This is a genomic window from Pseudoalteromonas mucoides (genome assembly GCF_049257175.1).
Lineage (GTDB): Bacteria > Pseudomonadota > Gammaproteobacteria > Enterobacterales > Alteromonadaceae > Pseudoalteromonas.
The window spans coordinates 42,137-63,425 of record NZ_JBMMUC010000014.1; the positions used below are offsets into that span (position 1 = coordinate 42,137).

The following is a 21,289-nucleotide window of genomic DNA, read 5'->3' on the forward strand; positions in this document are numbered from 1 at the left end:
AATTAACCCAAGGATTGTAATTTAGTCAGGTACATTTGTTAACACTTTTATAGCTAAAATGTTAAAAATAATAATTATTTCGCAGTGATTTGAGGCAGCTTAGATTATGTTTCAATTAATTTTAGTTTATTCGCCACACCATTCCAGCTGTCAGCGTCTTTAGGGGCTGTTTTAACCTCCGTTATTCGCGGCCATACTAACGCGAGCTCGGCATTCAATTCGGTAAACTCATGCTGATCTTTAGGAAGTTCTTCTTCTTGATAAATTGCCTCAGCGGGACATTCAGGTACACATAAACCACAGTCAATACAATCAATTGGGCTAATAGCTAAAAAGTTAGGACCTTCATAAAACGCATCGGCTGGACACACAGCTACACAATCAGTGTATTTACACTTGATACAATTTTCTGTAACTACAAATGCCATTATTACGTTTACCTAAGATTTATATACTGTCAGAGCAGGATCATACCCAACCACAGCGAAAATACAATAAATAATCGCTGCCATCATTAGCTAAATTAACGTAAAATACATGCCTATTGTGAGCATAACTAATGCGTTATTGCTAAGACACCTAACAGAGAAAGTATATGATACGTTTAACAGAGATAAAGCTACCGCTTGATCATGACGAAGATGCCCTACAACAGGCAATTTTAACTAAACTTGATATAGAGAAAGCGCATTTAAATAGCTTTAATGTCTTTAAACGTGGCTACGATGCACGAAAGAAAACCGCTATTTTACTTATTTACACACTTGATATAGACGTCGAAAATGAAGCTGAACTGTTGGCTAAATTCAGTAAAGATCAACATGTAAAGCCCGCCCCTGATACATCTTACAAATTTGTCGCTCAAGCCCCAGCTAATTTAACACAGCGCCCAGTGGTTATTGGTTTTGGACCATGTGGTCTATTTGCTGGTCTTGTGCTTGCGCAAATGGGCTTTAAGCCTATTATTTTAGAACGTGGTAAAGAAGTAAGAGAGCGCACAAAAGACACGTTTGGATTTTGGCGTAAACGCACACTAAATACTGAATCAAACGTACAATTCGGTGAAGGCGGTGCAGGTACATTTTCTGACGGTAAACTTTATAGTCAAGTAAAAGACCCTAAACATTATGGCCGCAAAGTGCTCACCGAGTTTGTTGAAGCCGGCGCACCAGAAGAAATATTGTATGTAAGTAAACCACACATTGGTACATTTAAACTGGTCACCATGATTGAAAAAATGCGCACGCGAATCGAAGAGCTTGGCGGCGAAATCCGTTTTAGTACTCGCGTTGATGATATCCAACTCGAAGATGGCCAAGTAACTGGTTTGAAGTTATCAACTGGTGAGCGACTCGATACACAACATGTGGTACTTGCTGTAGGTCATAGTGCCCGTGATACATTCCAAATGGTACATGACAAAGGTATCTATGTTGAAGCAAAACCATTTTCAGTAGGCTTTAGAATCGAGCACAAGCAATCAATGATTGATGAATGTCGTTTCGGACCTAACGCTGGTAACCCTATTCTTGGATCTGCTGATTATAAACTGGTACACCACTGTGACAATGGTCGAACCGTTTATAGTTTTTGTATGTGCCCAGGTGGGACTGTTGTAGCTGCAACATCTGAAGAAGGACGTGTTGTTACCAATGGTATGAGCCAATATTCTCGTAGTGAACGAAATGCAAATAGCGCGATAGTCGTGGGTATTTCACCAGAAAAAGACTTTCCAGGCCACCCACTGGCAGGTATCGATTTGCAACGTAAATTAGAAGAACAAGCTTATGCACTTGGCGGTAGTAATTATGATGCGCCAGCACAATTAATTGGCGACTTCTTAAAAGGTAAAGATTCAAGTGACTTAGGTGATGTTAAACCATCATACACACCAGGTATAAAACTCACTGATTTAGCTAAAGTATTGCCAAGTTTTGCCATTGATGCTATTCGCGAAGCCATTCCAGCGTTTAATAAACAAATTCGTGGTTTTTCATCGAATGATGGTTTATTAACAGGCGTAGAAACACGTACTTCATCACCAATCTGCATTAAGCGTGATAAAACCATGCAAAGTATTAATACCCAAGGTTTATACCCTGCTGGTGAAGGTGCAGGCTATGCAGGCGGTATTTTATCTGCGGGCATTGATGGTATAAAATCGGCTGAAGCACTTGCTTTATCTATGCTTGAAAAACATGGCTAAGCTGTGTAAATGCATTTTAGAGCAAGACAAAATTTAAACAAAAAAAAGCCTGAATAATCAGGCTTTTTTATGCTTTAAGTACAAGCTGCTATTTCTTCAGCGTTAATTTTTCGCCCTTGAGTGACTTACGTACACCCGAAATACGCGAGCGGTTTTTAGCACGCGCTTCACCCGTTGCTTGTCCTGAAGGTTTATTTGCACGACTACGACGAAGATGAGAAGGCTTCTTACCAATTTTATCAATTAAAACTTCGCGGTTACTCACTTCATAACCCGCTAAATATTCTCGCTTAATTTTTTGGCCGATTAACGTTTCGATTTCAAAAAGCATGTTTTCTTCTTCGCGGCTTACGAATGAAATTGCTTGGCCCTGATTACCAGCACGGCCTGTTCGACCAATTCGGTGAACATAATCTTCAGCAAGCCACGGCAAGTCAATGTTAATAACACGAGGCAAACCATCAATATCAATGCCGCGAGCAGCAACTTCAGTCGCAACTAAGACACGAACCTTGCCTTCTTTAAAGTCTCTTAATGCGCGACGGCGATTACCTTGGGTTTTATCACCGTGACACACTGCAGCAGGAATACCATCAAGATTAAGTTCTTTAACCAGTTCATCAGCAGTGTCTTTCATATTCACAAACACTAAGACTTGCTGCCAGTTTTTCTTGCCTATTAGTTCAGAGAGTAATTCTTGTTTACGGCGCTCTTCAACAGGGTAAACCACGTGATGCACTGTAGCAGCAGTACTATTTGTTTGGTCCACTCTGATAATTTCAGCTTGCTTTAATACTTGGCTGGCAAATTGTTTAATTGCCGAAGGGAAAGTTGCTGAAAACAGTAAAATTTGGCGCTCTTCAGCACAAGCATTTATCACTGTTTGCATATCAGTAATAAAGCCCATATCAAGCATACGGTCGGCTTCATCAAGCACTAAATGATTGACCTGCGCAAGGCTTAAATTACCAAGACGGATATGATCAAGCAAACGTCCTGGCGTTGCAACAACGATATCAACGCCCTCTTTTAAGCCATTGGCTTGGCCCGCAATGTTAACGCCACCAAATAAGCACACAGTTTTAAGTGATGTGTATTTAGCAAAATCTTTAATGTTGTTCGCTATTTGTTCAGCAAGTTCGCGGGTAGGAGCAAGTACTAATGCACGTGGAGCATTTGACGCTGTATGCTCAACTTCAGACAGTTTTTGTATAATAGGCAATGAAAATGCAGCTGTTTTACCGGTACCCGTTTGAGCACTCGCTAAAACGTCTTTACCTTTACGTACTGCAGGAATAGCGCCACGTTGAATGGGCGTGAGGGTGTGATAGTTAAGTTCGTCTAACGCCTGAATAAGCTCAGGGGCAAAACTAAAAGATTTAAAATTCATGCTGTATAACCTACGGCCACATTATCAAGGGTCGCAAATTATACAGCAATTCTGTGACAACAGTTAGTTATAACTTAACTAAAGTGCCTTTTAATGCAACGCCTGCCATGAATGTACCTGCACCACACTCATATTCAGTGCTACTAACAAATTCACGTTTTTTATAGTAAGACTGAATATTAACAACTGCATTCATACCCTCTTTAACTGCGCGCTCTTGCAACGCTTTTAAAGCACTGAGCATAACCCACTCACACGCCTCTTGGTCACTTTTATTAAATGCATTGGTTTTTTTATTCGTGATCACTTCGCCGTATTTACTACTCTCGCTACCATAACTTTGATCAGCAAAATATAGCGGAATATCGAGTAATGCGCTTTTTGCTTTATTCGTTTCTAACAGTGACTGAATTGGGTATTTACCAATATCATCACGTGCTTCTACTGCAGTGGCTGTTAGCATTGATGTAGCTAATAATAAGCTAGTAATTAATTTCATTTTATATTCCTTCTTTGTTATAGAACTTCCACGCAACACCAAAACCAAACGAGATATTACTATCTTGTTTCACTAAGGGACTACGTTGCTGTTTACTTTGGGCTAAATGATCATATTTGATAAAACCACCAACCCAGTATTTTTTACTATCAAAATTAAGACCAATTGATAAATCGGCTCCAGAGTACCCTGATTGAGAGTTAAACTGAGCGCGTTCTGCTTGGCTATCAAGCTCAGAAATACCATAGTAGTAGTCTAAATAGCGATCATCTGCAAAATTGGCATTGGCCCTTACACTCGTCGTTACCTCATAACCAGCTTTTATAAGTAATGGTCTCTCAAAATAAATACTTGGCCCATATCGCCATCCCACATTTGTAACAGAGCCAAAGTCTGTCGCCATGGCTTTACGGGTAAATAAACCAATGTATAACTGCTGCGAAGCTTGTGGATCACCTAAGAAGTAGTAATTTAACGATGGTCCCAGCTCAAAAACCCAGTCTAAATCATCCATTCCTTCTCGAGCTTTATTGTCTTCACTGTCTACAGCTAGACTCACACCTGCAGATATATCTAAATGAACGTTATTATAATGCCATAGGTAACCTGTAAAACTGTTACGGTCAACATCCAGTTCGTCACTTTGATAGCGGATATAAGGCACTGGCATTATATACTGCTCGCTTTGATCAGAGCCTAAGTAATGAGGTATGTCAGCCATAAAGGCACCACCACCAATTTCAAGCTTAGAAGCTGCCACTCCCGAAGAACTGTATAAGCACAGCAAAATAACCAGCCACGACATCTTATTCACTTTCAAAGCGCTTAAATATTAATGAAGTATTGATACCGCCAAAAGCAAAATTATTACTCATTACGTAATCTGTATGAATTTCTCTACCATGCTCTGTAATGTAATCTAGAGGCGCACATTCACTGTCTACTTCAGTTAAATTAATTGTCGGGGCAAACCAGTTATCTGCCATCATATTAATACTCGCCCATGCTTCTATCGCACCACATGCGCCTAAGGTATGGCCCAAATAGCTTTTTAGTGAACTTATTGGTTTAGCGCCTAGTGCGTTATATGTAGCATGTGTTTCAGCGATGTCACCGCGATCAGTCGACGTACCATGTGCATTAACATAGCCGATTTGATCTGCTGATAAATTAGCATCTTGCAACGCCATTTCTATCGCAACTTGCATCGTCGCTGATGTAGGCTGGGTCACGTGTTGACCGTCAGAATTACAGCCGAAACCAACAATTTCCGCTAAAATTGTTGCCCCTCGCGCTTTAGCATGTTCGTATTCTTCTAAAATTAAAGTGGATGCCCCCTCTCCAATAACAAGGCCGTCACGATTTTTATCAAATGGTCGTGGTGTCAATTCAGGGCTATCGTTTTGTGTACTTGTTGCATATAAAGTATCAAACACTGCAGCTTCTGTGACGCACAGCTCTTCTGCACCACCTGCAACCATAAGTTTCTGTCGACCAAACTTTATCGCTTCAAATGCGTAACCAATACCTTGTGAGCCAGAAGTACACGCCGAACTTGTTGTAATTACTCGGCCTTTAATGCCAAAGAAAACGCCAACATTTACCGGGGCTGTGTGAGCCATCATTTGAATATAACTGGTGGCAGTTACGCCGTTCATTGACCCCGTGTCCATCATACGGCCAAAAGAGACCAGCGGAGCAGTTGACCCAATTGACGACCCATATGAAACCCCTGTAGAACCATCTGTTAGTGCTGGATGATCTAATAACTCAGCCTGTTCAAGAGCCCGCTCAGTGGCTAACGTCGACATCAGCGAAACACGGCCCATCGAACGAACTTTTTTACGTGAGTAATGCGCAGGTCGTGTAAAGTTTTCGATTGGCGCCCCAAGGTTGGTGTTCAGGCCATCAATATATTCCCACTCTTGCATTCGCTTTACTGCATTTTTACCCGCTACTAATGCAGTTTTAAAATCAAGCCAGTTATCACCCAATGCTGTGATTGATGACATACCTGTTACTACTACCCGCTTCATTACGCCATACCGCCATTTACTTGAAGAACTTGACGGGTAATGTAACTCGCACCATCAGACATTAAAAACGACACAGCAGCAGCCACTTCTTCTGGGTTGCCCATGCGATTAGCAGGGATCATTTTTGTCATTTCAGCAATTGGGAGATCGTCTGTCATTCCGGTGTCAATTAAGCCCGGTGCAACGCAGTTAACGGTAATTTTTCGCTTTGCAAGTTCAACCGCAAGAGCTTTGGAAGCGCCAATCACGCCCGCTTTTGATGCACTGTAATTTACCTGTCCACGATTACCTGCAACACCAGACACTGACGACATAGCCACAATTCGTCCACCTTTACGGGTGCGTACCATAGGCATCACAAGTGGATGAAGCACATTGTAAAAACCATCTAAATTCGTATGAACAACGCTATCCCATTCTTCATCTGTCATTGCTGGAAATGCAGTGTCGGCGGTGATACCCGCATTGCATACTACACCGTAAAAAGCGCCATTTTTTTCAACGTACTCATCTAGAATTGCCTTAGCTGATGCTCGCTCTGCCACATCAAATTGCAGAATATCGGCATCGACACCAAGTGCTAATATTTCTAGTTTTACCTGTTCGGCAGCTTCGATACCCGAACGGCAATGCAGGCTAATATCAAAGCCATCTTTAGCTAATTGTAGAGCAACGGCTTTACCAATTCCTTTGCTTGAACCGGTTACTAATACTCGTCTTGACATTACATTTGCTCCGCTAAAAATTGTTCTGGGTTTTCTGGTTGAAATACGTTAATTTTCGCTTCTACTAACAAGGTATCCGCTTCTTTAATGCTGCATTCAAACGCACTTAAACCGTTTGCTTCGCTGTAAAGCTTTTCAACTTTGACTGTTAACTTACTGTTTAAAGCAAAACGATTGCAATGCATTTTATATTTACGACTACTCACTAAAAAGCCAATTTCGACTTTTGCGCCATTATCTACTTGGTTAGCGTTGGCATAAGCAGCAATCGCTTGCGCCATATATTCAATGCCTACATGACTTGCAACACTCTGGTTATCAGCATTATAAAAATTACTCTGTGGCGTAATAGTGACTGAGCAAACCCCAGTATTTTCATCATAGCTATCTAAGCTATCAATCAAAATCATGGGTGCTGTATGAGGTAAAATAGTTTCAATTGGGTGCACAGACATCTCTTATAATCCGATTAATACACTGACATTATTGCCGCCAAAAGCAAACGAGTTTGACAAGCATGTTTTAATTTTTGTTTCGCTCTTCGCCCCTACTGGCACAAAATTGATGGAAGGCAATGCAGGGTCAGCTTCACCATCCCAAATATGAGGAGCAAGCTGACTGTCACCAAGTAATAACCAACATAACCCGATTTCAGTAGCACCTGCGGCACCTAATGTATGCCCTATCATGCCTTTAGAAGAGCTACATGGAGTGTCTGTACCAAACACTTCAGCCACAGCAATGGCTTCCATTTCATCATTTTTAGGGGTGGCAGTACCGTGCAAATTAACATAATCAACATCACTTGGTTGATAGCCAGCTTGAGATAACGCAGCTCGCATAGCTGATACCGCCCCTTCGCCTTGTGGGTGCGGAGCAGACATATGATGCGCATCACTAGACTCTCCGACGCCAAGCAGTTTAATTGTACCTTGTTTTTCAACTATACATAATGCCGCAGCTTCACCTAAATTGATACCGTCACGGTTTTTACTTGAGGGGTTGCTAATTTCTGCTGATGTTGAAGCCAACGCGGTAAATCCATTAACAGTCATACCACACAAGCTATCTACGCCACCAACAATTGCAACATCAGCAAGATCAGCTGCAATCAGCTCTTGCGCTGTTGCAAATGCTTTGGCACTCGAAGAGCAAGCCGTTGATAAGGTCATAGCAGGGCCTTGCAGGTCTAAGTACAAACTCACAAACTGAGATAAATTATCCATTTCTTGCTGCTGGTAATGATAATTAGGGGCAAACTCGCCTTGCGCTAGATAGTGCGCCATAGCTTGTTCACCTTGTGCTATCCCTGAGGTACTTGTGCCTACTATGACCGCAATTCGTTTTTTGCCGTATTGTTGTTTTAATGCACTAACTGGAGCAATAAGCTGCTCAAGGGCTAAAGCTGCCAATTGGTTATTGCGAGTATGAAACTCACGAGGATAGTGTGCTAATGAGGGCAAGGCAGCTGGCACAGCGCCAACATAAATAGGTCCTTCATTAAGTAATTCATTATTAACAACAATGCCGTCTTGATTACCTGCTAACAAGTTACGTTTAATTGTTTTGTTGTCACACCCTAATGGGTTAACCATGGCATAGTGGCTAATAAATAGCGGTTGTTGCATATTAATATTCTTCTAGTCGTTCTATTTTCAAGCGATAATTTTGCTCATACTCTGTCAGTAGAGTAAAAGCACCATTATACGTGATTTCTCGCACTAATGTGTTGCTGCGATAAAACTGCCGTGTTCTCTGTGTCGGCTTATCAAGTTCAATCACTTGATTATCAACATGCATATTTTGCTCAAGCATAGCCAAAGGCCAAAATGCACTTTGCATATCATAAATAATTTTTTTGCCATCGAGCTCCACTCCTAACGTATTAGAACTCGTTAGTTCATGGGTTTGAGTATCAAATTGCAGCTGAGTTAACGGCACCCCTTCAAAAGTAAGGGCAACAACTTTAATTGACGATGTTGTAAACTCAGTTGATACCAGCATTGATTCTTCAACAATGCCCGAAAATTGAAATCTTTCGAGCCAGCCTTGCTCATTCAATTGCGCAGGTACAGGCATAAAATTAAACATTGGCGTTGGTACATGATGAGCGATCATCTGTTGGCAACCTGCTATAAGTAGCACACATAATGGCAACAGCGTGTGTTTAAATAAGCGCATTAACAACACCGTTAAGCAACACTATCATTATTATCTGGCTCACAAATTTGCTCTAAAATTTTAAGGCCTCGCTCGGTGTTTTTCACAAACGGGTTGCTTTTGTCCCATGCATACCCGGCTAAAATTGAGCATACCATAGCTTTTACATCAGGTTGACCATCAGCAAAGAATATCACCGACTGTAAACTCGTGTCATACCATGAATTGACAAAATATTTAAACACATCTATCCCTTCACGCAGTGGCTCTTCATATTGAATTTGCCAGTCAATTGATTCACCTTGAAGCTGTTTAACTACTAACTCAGAGGCTTGAACAGCTGATTTTAACGCGATTGTGACGCCAGATGAAAATACAGGGTCTAAAAACTCCCCTGCATTACCTAATAATGCGAACTTGTCACCGTGCAATGCTTTTACATTCGCCGAGTAGCCACCAATCGTACGAACAGGCGCAATAATTTGTGCATCAGCCAGTAAAGCACTCAGGTTTTCATCCGCATTAATAAAATCAAGAAGCGTTTGTTCAAGTGTTTGATTCGGTTTTTCAATTTGTGCTGTCTCACCTACCACACCAACACTGATTGTGCTATCGCTAAAAGGAATAGCCCAGTACCATACATCTGGGATTGTAGGGTGTACTGTAATCAGTATCTTATTACGGTCAAACAGACTGTTATCAATGTTATCTTTAAAATGTGTAAATACCGCTTTACGTGGAGTGAGCTCACTTGGCTCTTCTAAATCCAGTAAACGTGGGAGCACGCGGCCAAAACCACTGCCATCTAAAGTGAACCTAGCAGAAATGGTGTTTTCTTGTTTCGTGTTTAAGTCAACAATATTTAAATATGTAGCACCTTCGTCTCGTTTAAAACCAGTCACCTGCTGACCAAAGAGGATTTTAGCTCCTTGTTTAACAGCTTGTTGCGCTAATAAGTTATCAAACTCAGCTCGCTTAACTTGGTATGTTGTACCAGGTCCGTCACTGAATTTTTCTTCGAAATTAAAGTTTGTATGGTGACCACTTCGATAAAATGCTGCACCGTTTTTGAATTGAAACCCAAGTGACTCAGCATTGGCTAGCAACGCATCAAGCATGTTCGCTTTACTTAAAAATTCCATTGATTGCGGCAATAAACTTTCACCAATTGAAAAACGCGGAAATTGATCCCGTTCAACAAGGCACACGCTTAAACCATGTTGCATTAATAAACACGCAGCTACTGCTCCCGATGGGCCAGCACCTATAATAGTTACATCATAATCAGTTGATGTCATTAAATGTTCCTTTTCGATACTAAAGCAAGGCGCGGCGCAAGCAAAAACACCACAACCACACCAATAAATACAGTGAAACCAAACTGGCTTACCGCCGGTGTTGAGCTAACAATTAATATTGCAAACACAAACAGTGAACTCAGCGCAGACACACAGGTTGTCAGCGTAATTTTTTTACACAGACCATGCTCTGCATAAAAAACACAATAATCTAAACCAAGGGCTAAAATAAGTATCCCTGCAACATAATTAAATACGGTTAAGCTGCCATAAAACCATGTACTTACAATTAGTGCAACTACAACTGCAATGAGCGGTCGAGTCACTGCAACAAAGGCATTTAAGAAACCATAGCGTAGCCAAAAAATTGCCATGGCAGCAGCGAGGGCAAAGGCATAAATAAAAATAAGTTGCTGTCTAAATTGCCCTATTTGCTCACTAATATCAGCAATTTTATCAATAAAAAAAACATCAGAGTAAGTGTTAGCTAAGGTTTTAACCGTGCTTGGATTTTGTAAGTTCTTTAACTTAATAACGCTGTAATAACGACCCTGAATTTGCAACCATTGATTAGCAAATAAAGCCGCTACCTTGGTTTTTTGCCATGCTGAAAAATCAAGTTGTTGGTAATCATCTAGTGCCATTTTTTCTATATTCAAGCCAAGTACTGTGTTTAGCTGGGTAAAATCCCCTCTACTCACTGCAAGACTGAGCAATTGTTGATTTTTCTTTTGCATGGATATTGAAGGCAACCATTGGCTAATACTGGCATACGCTGCAATCTCTTTATTAACTTGTAGATGTTCAAGCTGTGGTAAAACCTGCTCCATATTACGTAGCACCTGCTGCTCGGTGTCACCTGCAACCAACAGATATGAGCTGTCCCATTGCGCTGCTAGTAAATCGCTGATTGTTTGTTGCTGAGTAATTAAATCAGAGGATGTTTTGTAGAAATGTCGCGGATCATCGTCACTATTTAAGAACGTCAAACCAAATAATGCCGCAATAATGATAAGCCCTTGCCAACGCATCGCTAACTTATTATTAAGCCAAACTTGCTGTAAATTATGTAATTTACTAATAAAATCAGGTACGCGCATGGCGTTTTTAGCTTTTAAGAACACTAAACTTGGGTAGAGTAATAATACACACAACAAAGCCCCAAGTAGCCCAGCCATGGTGAAGACCGCAATTTGTTTAAATAATATCAATGGTGTAAACACCAGTATTAAATAACCCGCGGTCGTTGTTAGAAAGCCTAAAAATAATGAGCTACGAATATTGCGTAAGGGGTTTGCAGTTTCAGTTTTAGAAAAACGCAATTCGCTCAGAGCGTGAAAACTGTAATCGGCTGCTATACCAATTAACGTCACTGCAAATACAAGTGTTAAAACATTAACCTCAGTAAACAATAAACGTAGTGCTGTGTAGCCGTATATAATACTGACCGTAACGACTAACAACGTGCAACACACACTCAATAGACTGCGGTAGATTATCAAGATCAGTAACAACGTCGCTAATACTGAAATAGCCCCAAATAGTGCCATTTCATTTTGTGCACTTGAGCTTGCACTTGCGGTGAAAAAAGCTGCGCCTGTTGCCAAGTAATCCGCGCCGGTACTATGTGTTAACGCCAGTTGTTTAAGTGAAGCTACTTTTTGTGCAATCTTTTGGGCGACATTTAAGTCCAAACCAGTACCATTACTCATAAAGTTAATTAACACATAATAACGAATATGCCCTAAAGGCTCGTTTTTAGTCGCGATTAAAAAACCATCATGGTTTTTAAGTTTTGCTGAAGGTAAGTTTTGTTGATTAAAAAAGTCGGCAAGAGCTAATGTTTTATCTTTTTCTAATGTAGCGGAAACCCAAGGCGAAGCCATTTCATTAAGAAGATTAAATTGGTAGTTAAATAAACTTTGACTATCATTGGCTTGCAACAGGTATCGATATTGCTCACTAATAAAAGCATGTGGGTAATCAAGGTAATCACGGACAATTGAATCCAGCTCGGGTAAAGCGTTAAATTTTACTTTTACAGCAATACCCTCAATTTCACTTAATGAATCAGCAGCATTTTGCGCATACTTTATTGCCGTAGTTTTATCTTGGTGGCCAACTAATAAAAGGTGTTGACGTAATTGCTGCTGCTCTAATTTTTCACTAACGAGTTGTATTTCGGGGTCTTGTTCTACGTTAAATATTTGATTGAGATCAGCAACAATCGTGAATGACTTAAATAGCCATAAATAAGCTAAGCCAGCTAATAATACGACAAATTGTATGCACCAAATAACAAACTTAGTGCGTGAGCTTAACGGCATCCATGTCACCTTGACTAAGCTCCTTACTGGTTATTTTCATAGCGATATGTGTATTATTATTTTGCTGATCGGTTATCACAATTTCACGTTGGCTATCGCCATCTCGACACAACTTAACTTGCTTAAACATCTGTGCAACTTGCGTTAAAGTAGGCACTAATTGATAACAACTATTTTGTTCTAAAACCGTGATTTGCCAATCAGAACTCTGAATTTGGCCACTTAACAACTTGGCTAATAACTGGTTTAATTGTTTATCTTGCGTCAATACCTGGTAATCCTGCTGGGCATCATTACGTCGGTAAATGCCATCAGCCAATACCAGTAGTTCACTTTTAACGGGTAAACGGGTATGCCAATAAACTTGTTGCTCAAAAATAACAAATTCACCTTTCGATTTTATCGCCCGCTTTAAAAAGGTAAAATGCTTTGCTTGAGTAAACTCCCCTTTGCCTTGTTTAATTTCAAACTGACTAAAATCACTTTGCGCTAAACACTCAGCGGCACCAAAAACGAGCAATATGGCTAAAAAGCAGAATTTAGCGCTAAATTTATTCAACATAAGCACGTACTTTTTCGGTAAATACAGCGGGAGACTCAAATTGTAGTTCTTGCTCTTGCAAATCTAAAGCAACTTGAATGGTATAGGCTTTAGTTAACACTTTGTGGCTGTCTAAACATTCAATTTTATAGTCAATCTTTATTCGCGTTTCAAACTCAACAAGACTCGCATGAATGCGAATGTGGGAACCAAATACAGCCGATGCAACATACTTTAAGCGCATATCAACAATCGGCCACATATAGCCTGACTCTTCCATCGCATTGTAGTTATAGCCAATTTTATTTAGTAATACACATCGTGCATCTTCTATATATTTAACATAGTTACCATGCCAAACAATACGCATGGGATCTAAGTCATAAAATGGCACCACCATGTCAACATGTGCGGTTACAATAGCGTTGGATTTTTTCATTTTATACCTTCAGCTTATTGATAAAGTGACCAACGTTGAGTTTGTATATACTCAATGGTTTGACGCAACAACTTATCAGTTGGACGATCTTCTTCTAGTAAATCAAAGAAGCTAGCTACATCATCAATCATTGCTGTAATTTCAGGGTTAAGTGCTGCAGCATCGATTTCATTATTTAAAATTCGAATACGCACACCTTGTACTGCTGCAAGTAATGTCGCGGCTAATACTTGCTCAGTCAGTTGCAAAATACGTAAACAATCGCGGGCTGCAATTGTGCCCATACTTACTTTATCTTGATTGTGACATTCTGTTGAGCGCGAGAAAACACTGGCAGGCATAGTTAGTTTTAATGCCTCAGCAGTCCATGCAGAACAGCCAATTTGAATCGCTTTAAAACCATGATTAATAAAACGACGCTCACTCGATGCAGCACTTAAATTTGATGGTAAACCATGATTCATTTTTACATCGACTAACGTGGCAATTTGACGATCTGCTAAATCAGCTAAGTTAGCCACACAGTTTTTCATTGAATCCATCGCCATAGCGATATGACCACCGTAAAAATGACCACCATGAAGCACATGCTCACCCACACCGTCGATAATTGGGTTATCGTTTGCACTATTAAGCTCGTTTTCAATCATGTTTCTCAGCCACGGTAGACTGTCTTCAAGTACACCAATAACATGTGGTGCACAGCGAATTGAGTATCTATCTTGTAAACGATGTGAATTACGTGGATGCTCAACATGATTTAAGTCTGTTTGTATTCGTTTAGCTACGTTTTGCTGACCTGGATGTGGTTTAACACTAAATAGAATATCATCAAAGTGATTGCTATTACCTTTGAGTGCAATACTGGCAAGCGCTGTAATACGTGTCATCAAACGACTTGCATATTCGCTGCGGTCATATGCTTGACAGGCAAGTGCTGTCATCACCGCTGTGCCATTCATTATAGCCAGCCCTTCTTTAGGGCGAAGCGTTATAGGCGTTAAACCTTCTGCTTTAAATGCATCTGCCGAGTTAATTACTTGGTCTTTATAATACGTATCACGTTCACCAATTAAGCTACCCGCAACGTACGAAAGCGGTGTTAAGTCACCACTGGCACCTACAGAGCCCTCTTGCGGGATAACTGGGATAATATCGCGATTGATCATTTCAACAAGTAGTTTTAGTAAATCCCAGCTAACACCTGAATAGCCTTGTGATAATGACGCTAAGCGGCTAGCTAAAATCAATTTACCTTGCTCAGGGGTAAAATAGTCACCCAAGCCACACCCGTGAAAGCGCGTAAGGTGCATAGGTAGTTCATTTACCAATGCTAGCGGAATTTCTACAGTACATGAGTCACCGTAGCCTGTCGTTACACCATAAATATGACCTTCTTCAGCTAAAAGCTTATCTAAAAAGGCCACTGCCGAATCGATTTTTTCAGCAAACTGGCTATCACCAGAGAGTGCAACCGAGCGTTCTTCTTTTACAACACTAATAATGTCTTCAATCGTTAAGCGGCCTGCGCCAAATAAAAGGTGTGTTGATTTATTATTTTCCATTTACTACTGTCTCCAGATATTTAGCTAGGCTTTGAATCTTTGTCGCTGGCTTTTTGCCAGAAATTAAAAAAATTGTACCATTGATAAGGCGCTTTTTTGCAATAAAATTCAAGGCGCTGTGCAAACTTTGTTGCCATTGCTTGAAAATGCGCCTGGCGCTCTTTGCGTTTTACTTTAATTGGGTCAGCAAACTTTTCAATGTAGGTTCTATAACGCCCTTGTTCATTAATGCAGAACATTAAAAAAACCGGGCATTCCATTATATTCGCAAGTGCAAATGGGCCCACGGCGAAAGGCGCGTCTTCACCTAAAAATGGTGCTTGGTGTACGCTTGTAGGATTATTTACCGAAGTTCTATCTGCGAAGATAACAACCGCTTCACCATCATCAATTTTTTGTTTTAATTTAATTGTATCATCAGGACCAAAATTATTGATATGAATGAAATTTATGGCTGCTTCTTGGTTTACTTTTTTTAAAAAGTTATTAAATGATGGAGTGTGTTCGTTATAAGTAATAACATTCAGTGGGCGTTTGTTATCTCCCATACTAAAAATAGCACGGCATATTTCCATATTGCCTAAATGTGCACTGAAAATAACAGCTCCTTTAGCTTGTACTAACTCTTGATAACCTTCAGGAGTCGCAATCTCAATATCTTTAATATTAACTTTACCAAGCCATGCATCAAACTTATCGAGTATTGCCATACCAAAAGAGAAGTACAGCTTAAAACCTTGCTTAAAGCGCGCTAAACCAACTCGCTTTTGCTCCCCCATACTGGTATTTAAATTGTCTAAGTAATGCCAAATAGCATGACGCGATAAACGCCCAGTAAGATAAAAATAAAACATCACTGGGGTTAATACGACTTTAAATAACCATTTGCCAAATACTTTATAAATAAACACTAAAACTTCGATACCAAACATCGAGCCACGTTCTTTTAATTGTGACCAATGGAAGGTACTGTCGCTTTGCGGTTGTGGTATTTTTTTATTATCCGACACTGTGTTTTTTACTTCCTATTTAAATTTATTCGCGATGAGCTGAGGTAAACGAACCAGCATACCGAAAAACAAACGCGTATGCATTTTTGAAATTAATACGTTATCTTCCCATACATTGAAATGGGACACACCATTTTCTGGGTACAACACCTTCGTTTTGATGAATTCAACCGGCGTACCTTGCCAATAAAGCTTAACCATAACCTCAATATCAAAATCCATTTTATTGCCTAAGCGCGTGTTATCAATTAACTGCGCGTAAGCGTCTAATGGATAGACTCTAAAGCCACACATAGTATCTTTAATTTTAAAAGAAAGCGTTTCAATGTAGACCCAAAAATGGGTAATAAAGCGACCGTAATAACGTCCTTTTGAAATTGAGTCATCATAAACAGGCTGGCCACTGACCAGCGCCGATGGAGCAAACTTTGAGCGGGCGATTAACTGTTCTACATCATTCAAATCATGTTGGCCATCAGCATCAACTTGTATAGCATGGCTCCACCCTGCTTGGTGCGCATGTGCTAAACCTGTTTGTACAGCGGCACCTTTACCCCCGTTTTGCTTTCGGCGAACAAGCGTAACCAGAGCAAATTCACGCTCAACATCCTCTAACACTGTTTGAGTTTGTTGATTACTGCCATCATCGACCAAAATAATAGGTAAATTAAAACTAACTAAAGCGGCAATGGTATCGTGAATAACTAAATGATGATTATAATTTGGGATCACAAACCCGTATTGGCTGCTCATTACTAACTCACTTTATTCATCTGCAAGCACCACTTTTCCAGAAGCATGCTGACCATGTGTGGAGCTGTAGCTAAAGCTAAATTTATTTGCTTTGATTTTTTTCAATCGCAAATCAATCTCATAATTTGGCTGAACAATAATTTGAAATTTAAGCGCATCGATAGACACGACTTTATTATTATCGACCGCTAAGTATTCATTTAAATAGTGCATCACCCAATCAAGCTGTGCTACACCAGGTAAAATAGCCGCTTGTGGAAAATGGCCTTGGAAATAATAAAGATTTTCAGGAATTGTTAACTTTAGCAAAACATGTTCTTCACTTTGCTCAATCAGCTGACAATCCGGTTTATATACAAAATCAGTCAAACAATTTCTCCAACTGCGCTTTATTAAGTTTACCCTGTGAGTTATAAGGTAACTCAGTTAAATAACGATACTTTCTCGGTATCACTAAGGGTTCGAAAAATGCTTTTAAATGCGTTTTTAATGCTTGCGAAAACTTAAATTTCCCAAGCTGTGCTAATGCTTGTTCACCTTGCTCTGTTAACACTAATACAGCGGCAATTTCATCTCGCTTGCCAGCGCTTAAATGATGCTGCAATAGTAAAACATAACTATCTACAACCCAATCTGACTGGTTTACTCTGGCGCATATTTCATCAAGTGAGCAACGTTTTTCTTCTATTTTGACAATACGGTCTGCACGTCCTAATAAATTAAACTCATTGTTTGCCAGTAACTGTACCCGATCATCAGTTTGATACCACTGTCCATTATCAACATAAGGGGATGAAATAATAAGCCTCTGTAATTCATCAAGCTTAAGCTTAATTGCTGAAAAAGCCTGCCAGTGACTATGGGTATTTTGATTCCGCCAAGCAATACCACCGGTTTCTGTACTGCCTAACACTTCAATTGGCGCATCTCCTAGTTGGCTCGCCAACTGCATCGCAGCGGCTGGCTTTAGTGGACCACCGGATGAGAATAAGCAACGTATTTTATGCTTGATAGCAACAAGGACATTGTCTTGTACTAATCGATGGTAATAAGCGGGGCTGCTGATCACAACAAAGTCATGCGCGTCACTTTGTTGATTGATAAAGTGCAGTAAATGTTCTGGGTAATCAAAGCTATTAAAACAAATATCTCGCCCACTATGCAGTGGCCACAAAACCTTAAACAATAAACCATATATATGCTGATGCGATACCGTCGCAACCATCATAGTGTGTTGCATTTGATTAGCAAATTGCTGTTCTAGCTCTTTTACTTCAATTAATAACTGGGCAAATGTTTTATCTATTGCTTTTGGAAGACCGCTTGAACCCGATGTAAAAAATCGGATTGCTGTGTGTTCATCAATATTAATGGCAGTATTTTGAACATGCTCAACAGTAATATATTGATCAAAAACCACATCTGCGTGGGTATTTTCGGCATTCCCGGTAAACGCGTCAGCTTGCTGTAGACACTGTGCAAGTTGCTCTGGTTGACCATTTTGAGGCAAGACGATGGACTTTTTTGCGGCTAATAATGCAAAAAATAAAACGCTAAACTGGTAACTGTCGGTATCAAATAATAGCCATGTTTGCTCATCACGCGCTCTAAACAACTCTGCATGGGCATGTACTTGCTGTTGCCAAGTGGTAAAATCATGCTTTTGACAATAAAAGTAGGTCTTGTTAGTCGGCCATTTCATTTGATTTATTTTTTGCCTTTTTAAACTTTCTTATTATAAATTCTACGGCCATTAATATCCCCATCAACAAATAGGAAATTAAACCATTGTAGGTTAGCCAAACCACTGGATCTGGGTGAAATATCGTTGCTGTCGCAATCAATCCATTAATGATAAAAAATACACACCATACTTTTGTTACTGTGCGGGTGTAACGCTTAGCGTGCTCGTCAAGCGTTTCGAATTTACTGGCAATTACTTCAACAAAACTAGGTGGGTTATAAAGTGAATAAGCAAATACAGCTAAAAAGCAGCTACTTATTACCACCGGGTAAAATTTCAATGCCAATTCAGAATTGGCAAAAGTCGCAAACACCAATAAGGTTATCCCACTGATGGTTACTATTTTCATGTGTGCGAGATTAACTTTACTGCTTTTTGTTAACCAGTATCGCGCTATGAGTACTCCAATAAAGAGTGCTGCAATTAATGCAGGCTCACTAAACTGCAAGCCAAAGTACACGGCTAGTGGATATAAAAAAAGTAAACCAACTAGCAGTGCTTTATTCATTAAGCGTCTACTGTCATCAGCTTTTCAACGGCATCAATAACATCTTGCACAGTACGAACTTGTTTAAAGTCATTTGGCTCGATTTTTTTACCCGTTTGCTCTCGTAATTTAACAACTAAATCAACCGCATCAATGCTGTCTAAATCAAGGTCTTCATATAAATTCGCGCTGCGGGTAATATCTTCTGCATCTATTTCAAAATCCTGCTCTAGGATTTCGCTTAGCATTGCAAAAATTTTATCGCCATTATTCATGTTTTCATTACTCATAGTTACTTCCAAACAATGCAGAGTGACTGCCGTTTATTATGCCCGTGTTGAGGCAATAAAATCACACAAGGTTTTAACCGAGTAAAAATGCTTTTTACTGTCATCGGTATTACCATCAATTTTTACGTCATAAGCTTTTTTAATCGCAACACCCAATTCTAATGCATCAATAGAATCAAGGCCTAAACCATCAACGAATAACGCTTCTTCGTCGTTGATATCTGATGCTTCAATATCTTCAAGATCAAGAGTTTCAATGATTAGTTGTTTTACTTCAGTGCTTAAATCACTCATGTTTTAATTTTTCCTCGTTAAAATAAGCTTGTAAGTCGCGTGTTAGTTGTCTAACAGTGTTCGTTATATGGTCACCTTCTAAATAAGGTTCGATTTCGTAAACCGGTAGTACGCGCATTTTAAAGGTAAAGCGACGATCAGTCACTTGATACCACTTTTGTCCTTTCGTCAGTGTAACTGGTGATACATCTATCAAAATCGGCAACATATCTACTTCAGTACGAAGCGCGATATTTGCCACGCCTCGCTTAAATTTCCATGGTTGGCCAGGGACACTTCGAGTGCCTTCTGGGAATACAATTAGATTATTACCACGGGCAAAACTTTGCTGGCACTGACTTAAAAAATAATCGGGATCAGCATCATTGTTAATATACCCTGTCGCCTTGACCACACCTTTTAAAAATGGATTTTTCCAAAGGTCGGCTTTGACGACGCAATCGGCATTTCTGACAATTGAAATTAATACCACCACATCAATTAAAGAAGGGTGATTGGCGATGATTAACTGCCCTTTCGCATTTTTTATTGCATCTATTTTATCAAGATCTATTCGCAAGATACCAACAAGACGCATATAACCGACAAAGAATTTAAATGAATAATGTACAGCGGTGCGCGCAGCTTGATTTCTTTCATTGATATCAGCATAAAGTAAACGCTGGATAGAAAATACCAACACAGATAAAACCAAGCCGCCACCGCTGAATAAAGCAAAGGCACTGCCCGTAGCAATTACACGGTATAGTTTTACTAGCATGGCTTTCATGCGCGGCTTAACTGCCATTGATAGCGTTTTGAATCAACTGTCACTTGCTGCGTAGTCGAGAAATAAAAACGTAAAAAGTCTAAACCCTGAAGCTGTGTTAACTCTGAAGCTTTCGCTTTCTCATTTCCTTCAAATTCAAGGTTAAATTCATTTTGTGCTGTGCTTTTTTCAATTAACAAACCAATAGCTAGATTATCAGCTCGTTGTTGCACATAGGCTTGATAATGCTCAGGTACTGCTAAGTCACTATAGACATATAAAATACGGTCATAATTGTAAGCATGTAACTTAGAAACAGCATCAACTAAGCCCATAAAAAAACTATCTTCGCCAGCCGACACAGCTGATAGAGGCTGTTTATTACCGGTAAAGATACTAAATAGTCCCCCTACGGCGTTATGAACAGATAAACCAAAATGCGTAGGTGATAACACGTCTTTATTGGCTACATCAGCAATCAATTTGCTTGTTTTATGTAAATCACCATGGCGAGATGAGAATACACTGGGTACTGTTTGTTCATATGGTTCACTGGCAGCAAGTGCACAATGAAGCGTTAATTTAGCAAACGGACTAAGACGCCTACGTTGCATGGCAGGCATTTGTTTTAATTCAGGAAGAGTTAACGTTTGAGAGTCTATGCTTTCATCTTGAAAAAATGCAGACCAATCATCTGCGCTGGATTTCCCATCGCCCCAAGCGACACACTTTTGAATAGCAAATTTCAACGTAACAATCCTTATTACAAAGGTGATG

At 39.9% G+C, this 21,289-nt stretch carries 24 protein-coding genes; 1 reads left to right on the plus strand and 23 read right to left on the minus strand.

The window, feature by feature from the left end; genetic code table 11:
- Positions 1–104: 104 nt before the first annotated feature.
- The gene (fdxA, locus tag AAEU30_RS15460) at positions 105–428 is read right to left on the minus strand and encodes a ferredoxin FdxA (RefSeq protein WP_421961258.1); all 324 of its coding nucleotides are present in this window, start codon (positions 426–428) and stop codon (positions 105–107) included.
- Positions 429–595: 167 nt separating this feature from the next.
- Here fdxA and AAEU30_RS15465 point away from each other — a divergent pair, with 167 nt between their 5' ends.
- Positions 596–2,206 (plus strand): NAD(P)/FAD-dependent oxidoreductase, encoded by a 1,611-nt coding sequence (locus AAEU30_RS15465; RefSeq protein ID WP_421961259.1) that lies wholly within the window; start codon positions 596–598, stop codon positions 2,204–2,206.
- Positions 2,207–2,294: 88 nt separating this feature from the next.
- On the opposite strand, the gene AAEU30_RS15470 is transcribed toward AAEU30_RS15465, so the two are convergent.
- The 22 genes from AAEU30_RS15470 to AAEU30_RS15575 all read right to left on the minus strand — a co-directional run bounded on the left by AAEU30_RS15470 (position 2,295) and on the right by AAEU30_RS15575 (position 21,261).
- Positions 2,295–3,596, minus strand: a complete 1,302-nt coding sequence (locus AAEU30_RS15470) for a DEAD/DEAH box helicase (protein WP_421961260.1) — start codon at positions 3,594–3,596, stop codon at positions 2,295–2,297.
- A gap of 67 nt (positions 3,597–3,663) precedes the next feature.
- Positions 3,664–4,095 (minus strand): excinuclease ABC subunit A, encoded by a 432-nt coding sequence (locus tag AAEU30_RS15475; protein WP_421961261.1) that lies wholly within the window; start codon positions 4,093–4,095, stop codon positions 3,664–3,666.
- Between the two features lies 1 nt (position 4,096).
- Positions 4,097–4,900, minus strand: coding sequence for a MipA/OmpV family protein (locus AAEU30_RS15480; RefSeq protein WP_421961262.1), 804 nt, complete (start codon positions 4,898–4,900; stop codon positions 4,097–4,099).
- A 1-nt stretch (position 4,901) separates the two neighbouring features.
- Entirely contained in the window at positions 4,902–6,131 is a 1,230-nt protein-coding gene (locus AAEU30_RS15485; RefSeq protein ID WP_421961263.1) for a beta-ketoacyl-ACP synthase, read from the minus strand.
- The gene (fabG, locus tag AAEU30_RS15490; RefSeq protein WP_421961264.1) at positions 6,131–6,856 is read right to left on the minus strand and encodes a 3-oxoacyl-ACP reductase FabG; all 726 of its coding nucleotides are present in this window, start codon (positions 6,854–6,856) and stop codon (positions 6,131–6,133) included. The genes AAEU30_RS15485 and fabG overlap by 1 nt, the downstream gene beginning before the upstream one ends.
- The gene (locus AAEU30_RS15495) at positions 6,856–7,311 is read right to left on the minus strand and encodes an ApeP family dehydratase (RefSeq protein ID WP_421961265.1); all 456 of its coding nucleotides are present in this window, start codon (positions 7,309–7,311) and stop codon (positions 6,856–6,858) included. The genes fabG and AAEU30_RS15495 overlap by 1 nt, the downstream gene beginning before the upstream one ends.
- Before the next feature lie 3 nt (positions 7,312–7,314).
- Positions 7,315–8,484: a beta-ketoacyl-[acyl-carrier-protein] synthase family protein gene (locus AAEU30_RS15500; RefSeq protein WP_421961266.1), complete on the minus strand. Its 1,170-nt coding sequence runs from the start codon at positions 8,482–8,484 to the stop codon at positions 7,315–7,317.
- A gap of 1 nt (position 8,485) precedes the next feature.
- Positions 8,486–9,037: a DUF3261 domain-containing protein gene (locus AAEU30_RS15505; RefSeq protein WP_421961267.1), complete on the minus strand. Its 552-nt coding sequence runs from the start codon at positions 9,035–9,037 to the stop codon at positions 8,486–8,488.
- Between the two features lie 11 nt (positions 9,038–9,048).
- On the minus strand, positions 9,049–10,314 hold the full coding sequence (locus AAEU30_RS15510) for an NAD(P)/FAD-dependent oxidoreductase (protein WP_421961268.1): 1,266 nt from the start codon (positions 10,312–10,314) through the stop codon (positions 9,049–9,051).
- Positions 10,314–12,641: an MMPL family transporter gene (locus AAEU30_RS15515; protein ID WP_421961269.1), complete on the minus strand. Its 2,328-nt coding sequence runs from the start codon at positions 12,639–12,641 to the stop codon at positions 10,314–10,316. The genes AAEU30_RS15510 and AAEU30_RS15515 overlap by 1 nt, the downstream gene beginning before the upstream one ends.
- On the minus strand, positions 12,619–13,203 hold the full coding sequence (locus AAEU30_RS15520) for an outer membrane lipoprotein carrier protein LolA (protein ID WP_421961270.1): 585 nt from the start codon (positions 13,201–13,203) through the stop codon (positions 12,619–12,621). The genes AAEU30_RS15515 and AAEU30_RS15520 overlap by 23 nt, the downstream gene beginning before the upstream one ends.
- Positions 13,193–13,621: an acyl-CoA thioesterase gene (locus AAEU30_RS15525; RefSeq protein WP_421961271.1), complete on the minus strand. Its 429-nt coding sequence runs from the start codon at positions 13,619–13,621 to the stop codon at positions 13,193–13,195. Before AAEU30_RS15525 ends, AAEU30_RS15520 begins: the two co-directional genes overlap by 11 nt.
- Positions 13,622–13,635: 14 nt before the next feature.
- The gene (locus AAEU30_RS15530) at positions 13,636–15,186 is read right to left on the minus strand and encodes an HAL/PAL/TAL family ammonia-lyase (RefSeq protein ID WP_421961272.1); all 1,551 of its coding nucleotides are present in this window, start codon (positions 15,184–15,186) and stop codon (positions 13,636–13,638) included.
- 20 nt (positions 15,187–15,206) lie between these two features.
- Positions 15,207–16,196 carry a lysophospholipid acyltransferase family protein gene (locus AAEU30_RS15535; protein ID WP_421961273.1) on the minus strand — a complete coding sequence of 330 codons (990 nt, stop codon included), beginning with the start codon at positions 16,194–16,196 and terminating at the stop codon, positions 15,207–15,209.
- A gap of 15 nt (positions 16,197–16,211) precedes the next feature.
- Positions 16,212–16,949, minus strand: a complete 738-nt coding sequence (locus tag AAEU30_RS15540) for a glycosyltransferase family 2 protein (RefSeq protein ID WP_421961274.1) — start codon at positions 16,947–16,949, stop codon at positions 16,212–16,214.
- 12 nt (positions 16,950–16,961) lie between these two features.
- Entirely contained in the window at positions 16,962–17,318 is a 357-nt protein-coding gene (locus AAEU30_RS15545; protein ID WP_421961275.1) for an ApeI family dehydratase, read from the minus strand.
- Positions 17,311–18,651: an AMP-binding protein gene (locus AAEU30_RS15550; RefSeq protein WP_421961276.1), complete on the minus strand. Its 1,341-nt coding sequence runs from the start codon at positions 18,649–18,651 to the stop codon at positions 17,311–17,313. Before AAEU30_RS15550 ends, AAEU30_RS15545 begins: the two co-directional genes overlap by 8 nt.
- Positions 18,635–19,201 (minus strand): COG4648 family protein, encoded by a 567-nt coding sequence (locus AAEU30_RS15555; protein ID WP_421961277.1) that lies wholly within the window; start codon positions 19,199–19,201, stop codon positions 18,635–18,637. Before AAEU30_RS15555 ends, AAEU30_RS15550 begins: the two co-directional genes overlap by 17 nt.
- Positions 19,201–19,455: an acyl carrier protein gene (locus AAEU30_RS15560; RefSeq protein ID WP_421961357.1), complete on the minus strand. Its 255-nt coding sequence runs from the start codon at positions 19,453–19,455 to the stop codon at positions 19,201–19,203. Before AAEU30_RS15560 ends, AAEU30_RS15555 begins: the two co-directional genes overlap by 1 nt.
- Before the next feature lie 51 nt (positions 19,456–19,506).
- Positions 19,507–19,764 carry a phosphopantetheine-binding protein gene (locus AAEU30_RS15565; RefSeq protein ID WP_192541474.1) on the minus strand — a complete coding sequence of 86 codons (258 nt, stop codon included), beginning with the start codon at positions 19,762–19,764 and terminating at the stop codon, positions 19,507–19,509.
- Positions 19,757–20,551 (minus strand): lysophospholipid acyltransferase family protein, encoded by a 795-nt coding sequence (locus tag AAEU30_RS15570; protein WP_421961278.1) that lies wholly within the window; start codon positions 20,549–20,551, stop codon positions 19,757–19,759. Before AAEU30_RS15570 ends, AAEU30_RS15565 begins: the two co-directional genes overlap by 8 nt.
- Positions 20,530–21,261, minus strand: a complete 732-nt coding sequence (locus tag AAEU30_RS15575; protein ID WP_421961279.1) for a beta-ketoacyl synthase chain length factor — start codon at positions 21,259–21,261, stop codon at positions 20,530–20,532. The genes AAEU30_RS15570 and AAEU30_RS15575 overlap by 22 nt, the downstream gene beginning before the upstream one ends.
- Positions 21,262–21,289 lie beyond the last annotated feature (28 nt).

Bases quoted from the DNA above. Each gene is read 5' to 3' on its own strand.
- AAEU30_RS15530 (WP_421961272.1), bottom strand. From the start codon at position 15,186: ATGGAAAATAATAAATCAACACACCTTTTATTTGGCGCAGGCCGCTTA.
- AAEU30_RS15505 (WP_421961267.1), bottom strand. From the start codon at position 9,037: ATGCGCTTATTTAAACACACGCTGTTGCCATTATGTGTGCTACTTATA.
- AAEU30_RS15560 (WP_421961357.1), bottom strand. From the start codon at position 19,455: ATGAATAATGGCGATAAAATTTTTGCAATGCTAAGCGAAATCCTAGAG.
- AAEU30_RS15540 (WP_421961274.1), bottom strand. From the start codon at position 16,949: ATGAGCAGCCAATACGGGTTTGTGATCCCAAATTATAATCATCATTTA.
- AAEU30_RS15515 (WP_421961269.1), bottom strand. From the start codon at position 12,641: ATGCCGTTAAGCTCACGCACTAAGTTTGTTATTTGGTGCATACAATTT.
- AAEU30_RS15500 (WP_421961266.1), bottom strand. From the start codon at position 8,484: ATGCAACAACCGCTATTTATTAGCCACTATGCCATGGTTAACCCATTA.
- AAEU30_RS15565 (WP_192541474.1), bottom strand. From the start codon at position 19,764: ATGAGTGATTTAAGCACTGAAGTAAAACAACTAATCATTGAAACTCTT.
- fabG (WP_421961264.1), bottom strand. From the start codon at position 6,856: ATGTCAAGACGAGTATTAGTAACCGGTTCAAGCAAAGGAATTGGTAAA.
- AAEU30_RS15510 (WP_421961268.1), bottom strand. From the start codon at position 10,314: ATGACATCAACTGATTATGATGTAACTATTATAGGTGCTGGCCCATCG.
- AAEU30_RS15550 (WP_421961276.1), bottom strand. From the start codon at position 18,651: ATGAAATGGCCGACTAACAAGACCTACTTTTATTGTCAAAAGCATGAT.
- AAEU30_RS15470 (WP_421961260.1), bottom strand. From the start codon at position 3,596: ATGAATTTTAAATCTTTTAGTTTTGCCCCTGAGCTTATTCAGGCGTTA.
- AAEU30_RS15475 (WP_421961261.1), bottom strand. From the start codon at position 4,095: ATGAAATTAATTACTAGCTTATTATTAGCTACATCAATGCTAACAGCC.
- AAEU30_RS15485 (WP_421961263.1), bottom strand. From the start codon at position 6,131: ATGAAGCGGGTAGTAGTAACAGGTATGTCATCAATCACAGCATTGGGT.
- AAEU30_RS15480 (WP_421961262.1), bottom strand. From the start codon at position 4,900: ATGTCGTGGCTGGTTATTTTGCTGTGCTTATACAGTTCTTCGGGAGTG.
- AAEU30_RS15570 (WP_421961278.1), bottom strand. From the start codon at position 20,551: ATGGCAGTTAAGCCGCGCATGAAAGCCATGCTAGTAAAACTATACCGT.
- AAEU30_RS15555 (WP_421961277.1), bottom strand. From the start codon at position 19,201: ATGAATAAAGCACTGCTAGTTGGTTTACTTTTTTTATATCCACTAGCC.
- fdxA (WP_421961258.1), bottom strand. From the start codon at position 428: ATGGCATTTGTAGTTACAGAAAATTGTATCAAGTGTAAATACACTGAT.
- AAEU30_RS15520 (WP_421961270.1), bottom strand. From the start codon at position 13,203: ATGTTGAATAAATTTAGCGCTAAATTCTGCTTTTTAGCCATATTGCTC.
- AAEU30_RS15525 (WP_421961271.1), bottom strand. From the start codon at position 13,621: ATGAAAAAATCCAACGCTATTGTAACCGCACATGTTGACATGGTGGTG.
- AAEU30_RS15465 (WP_421961259.1), top strand. From the start codon at position 596: ATGATACGTTTAACAGAGATAAAGCTACCGCTTGATCATGACGAAGAT.
- AAEU30_RS15495 (WP_421961265.1), bottom strand. From the start codon at position 7,311: ATGTCTGTGCACCCAATTGAAACTATTTTACCTCATACAGCACCCATG.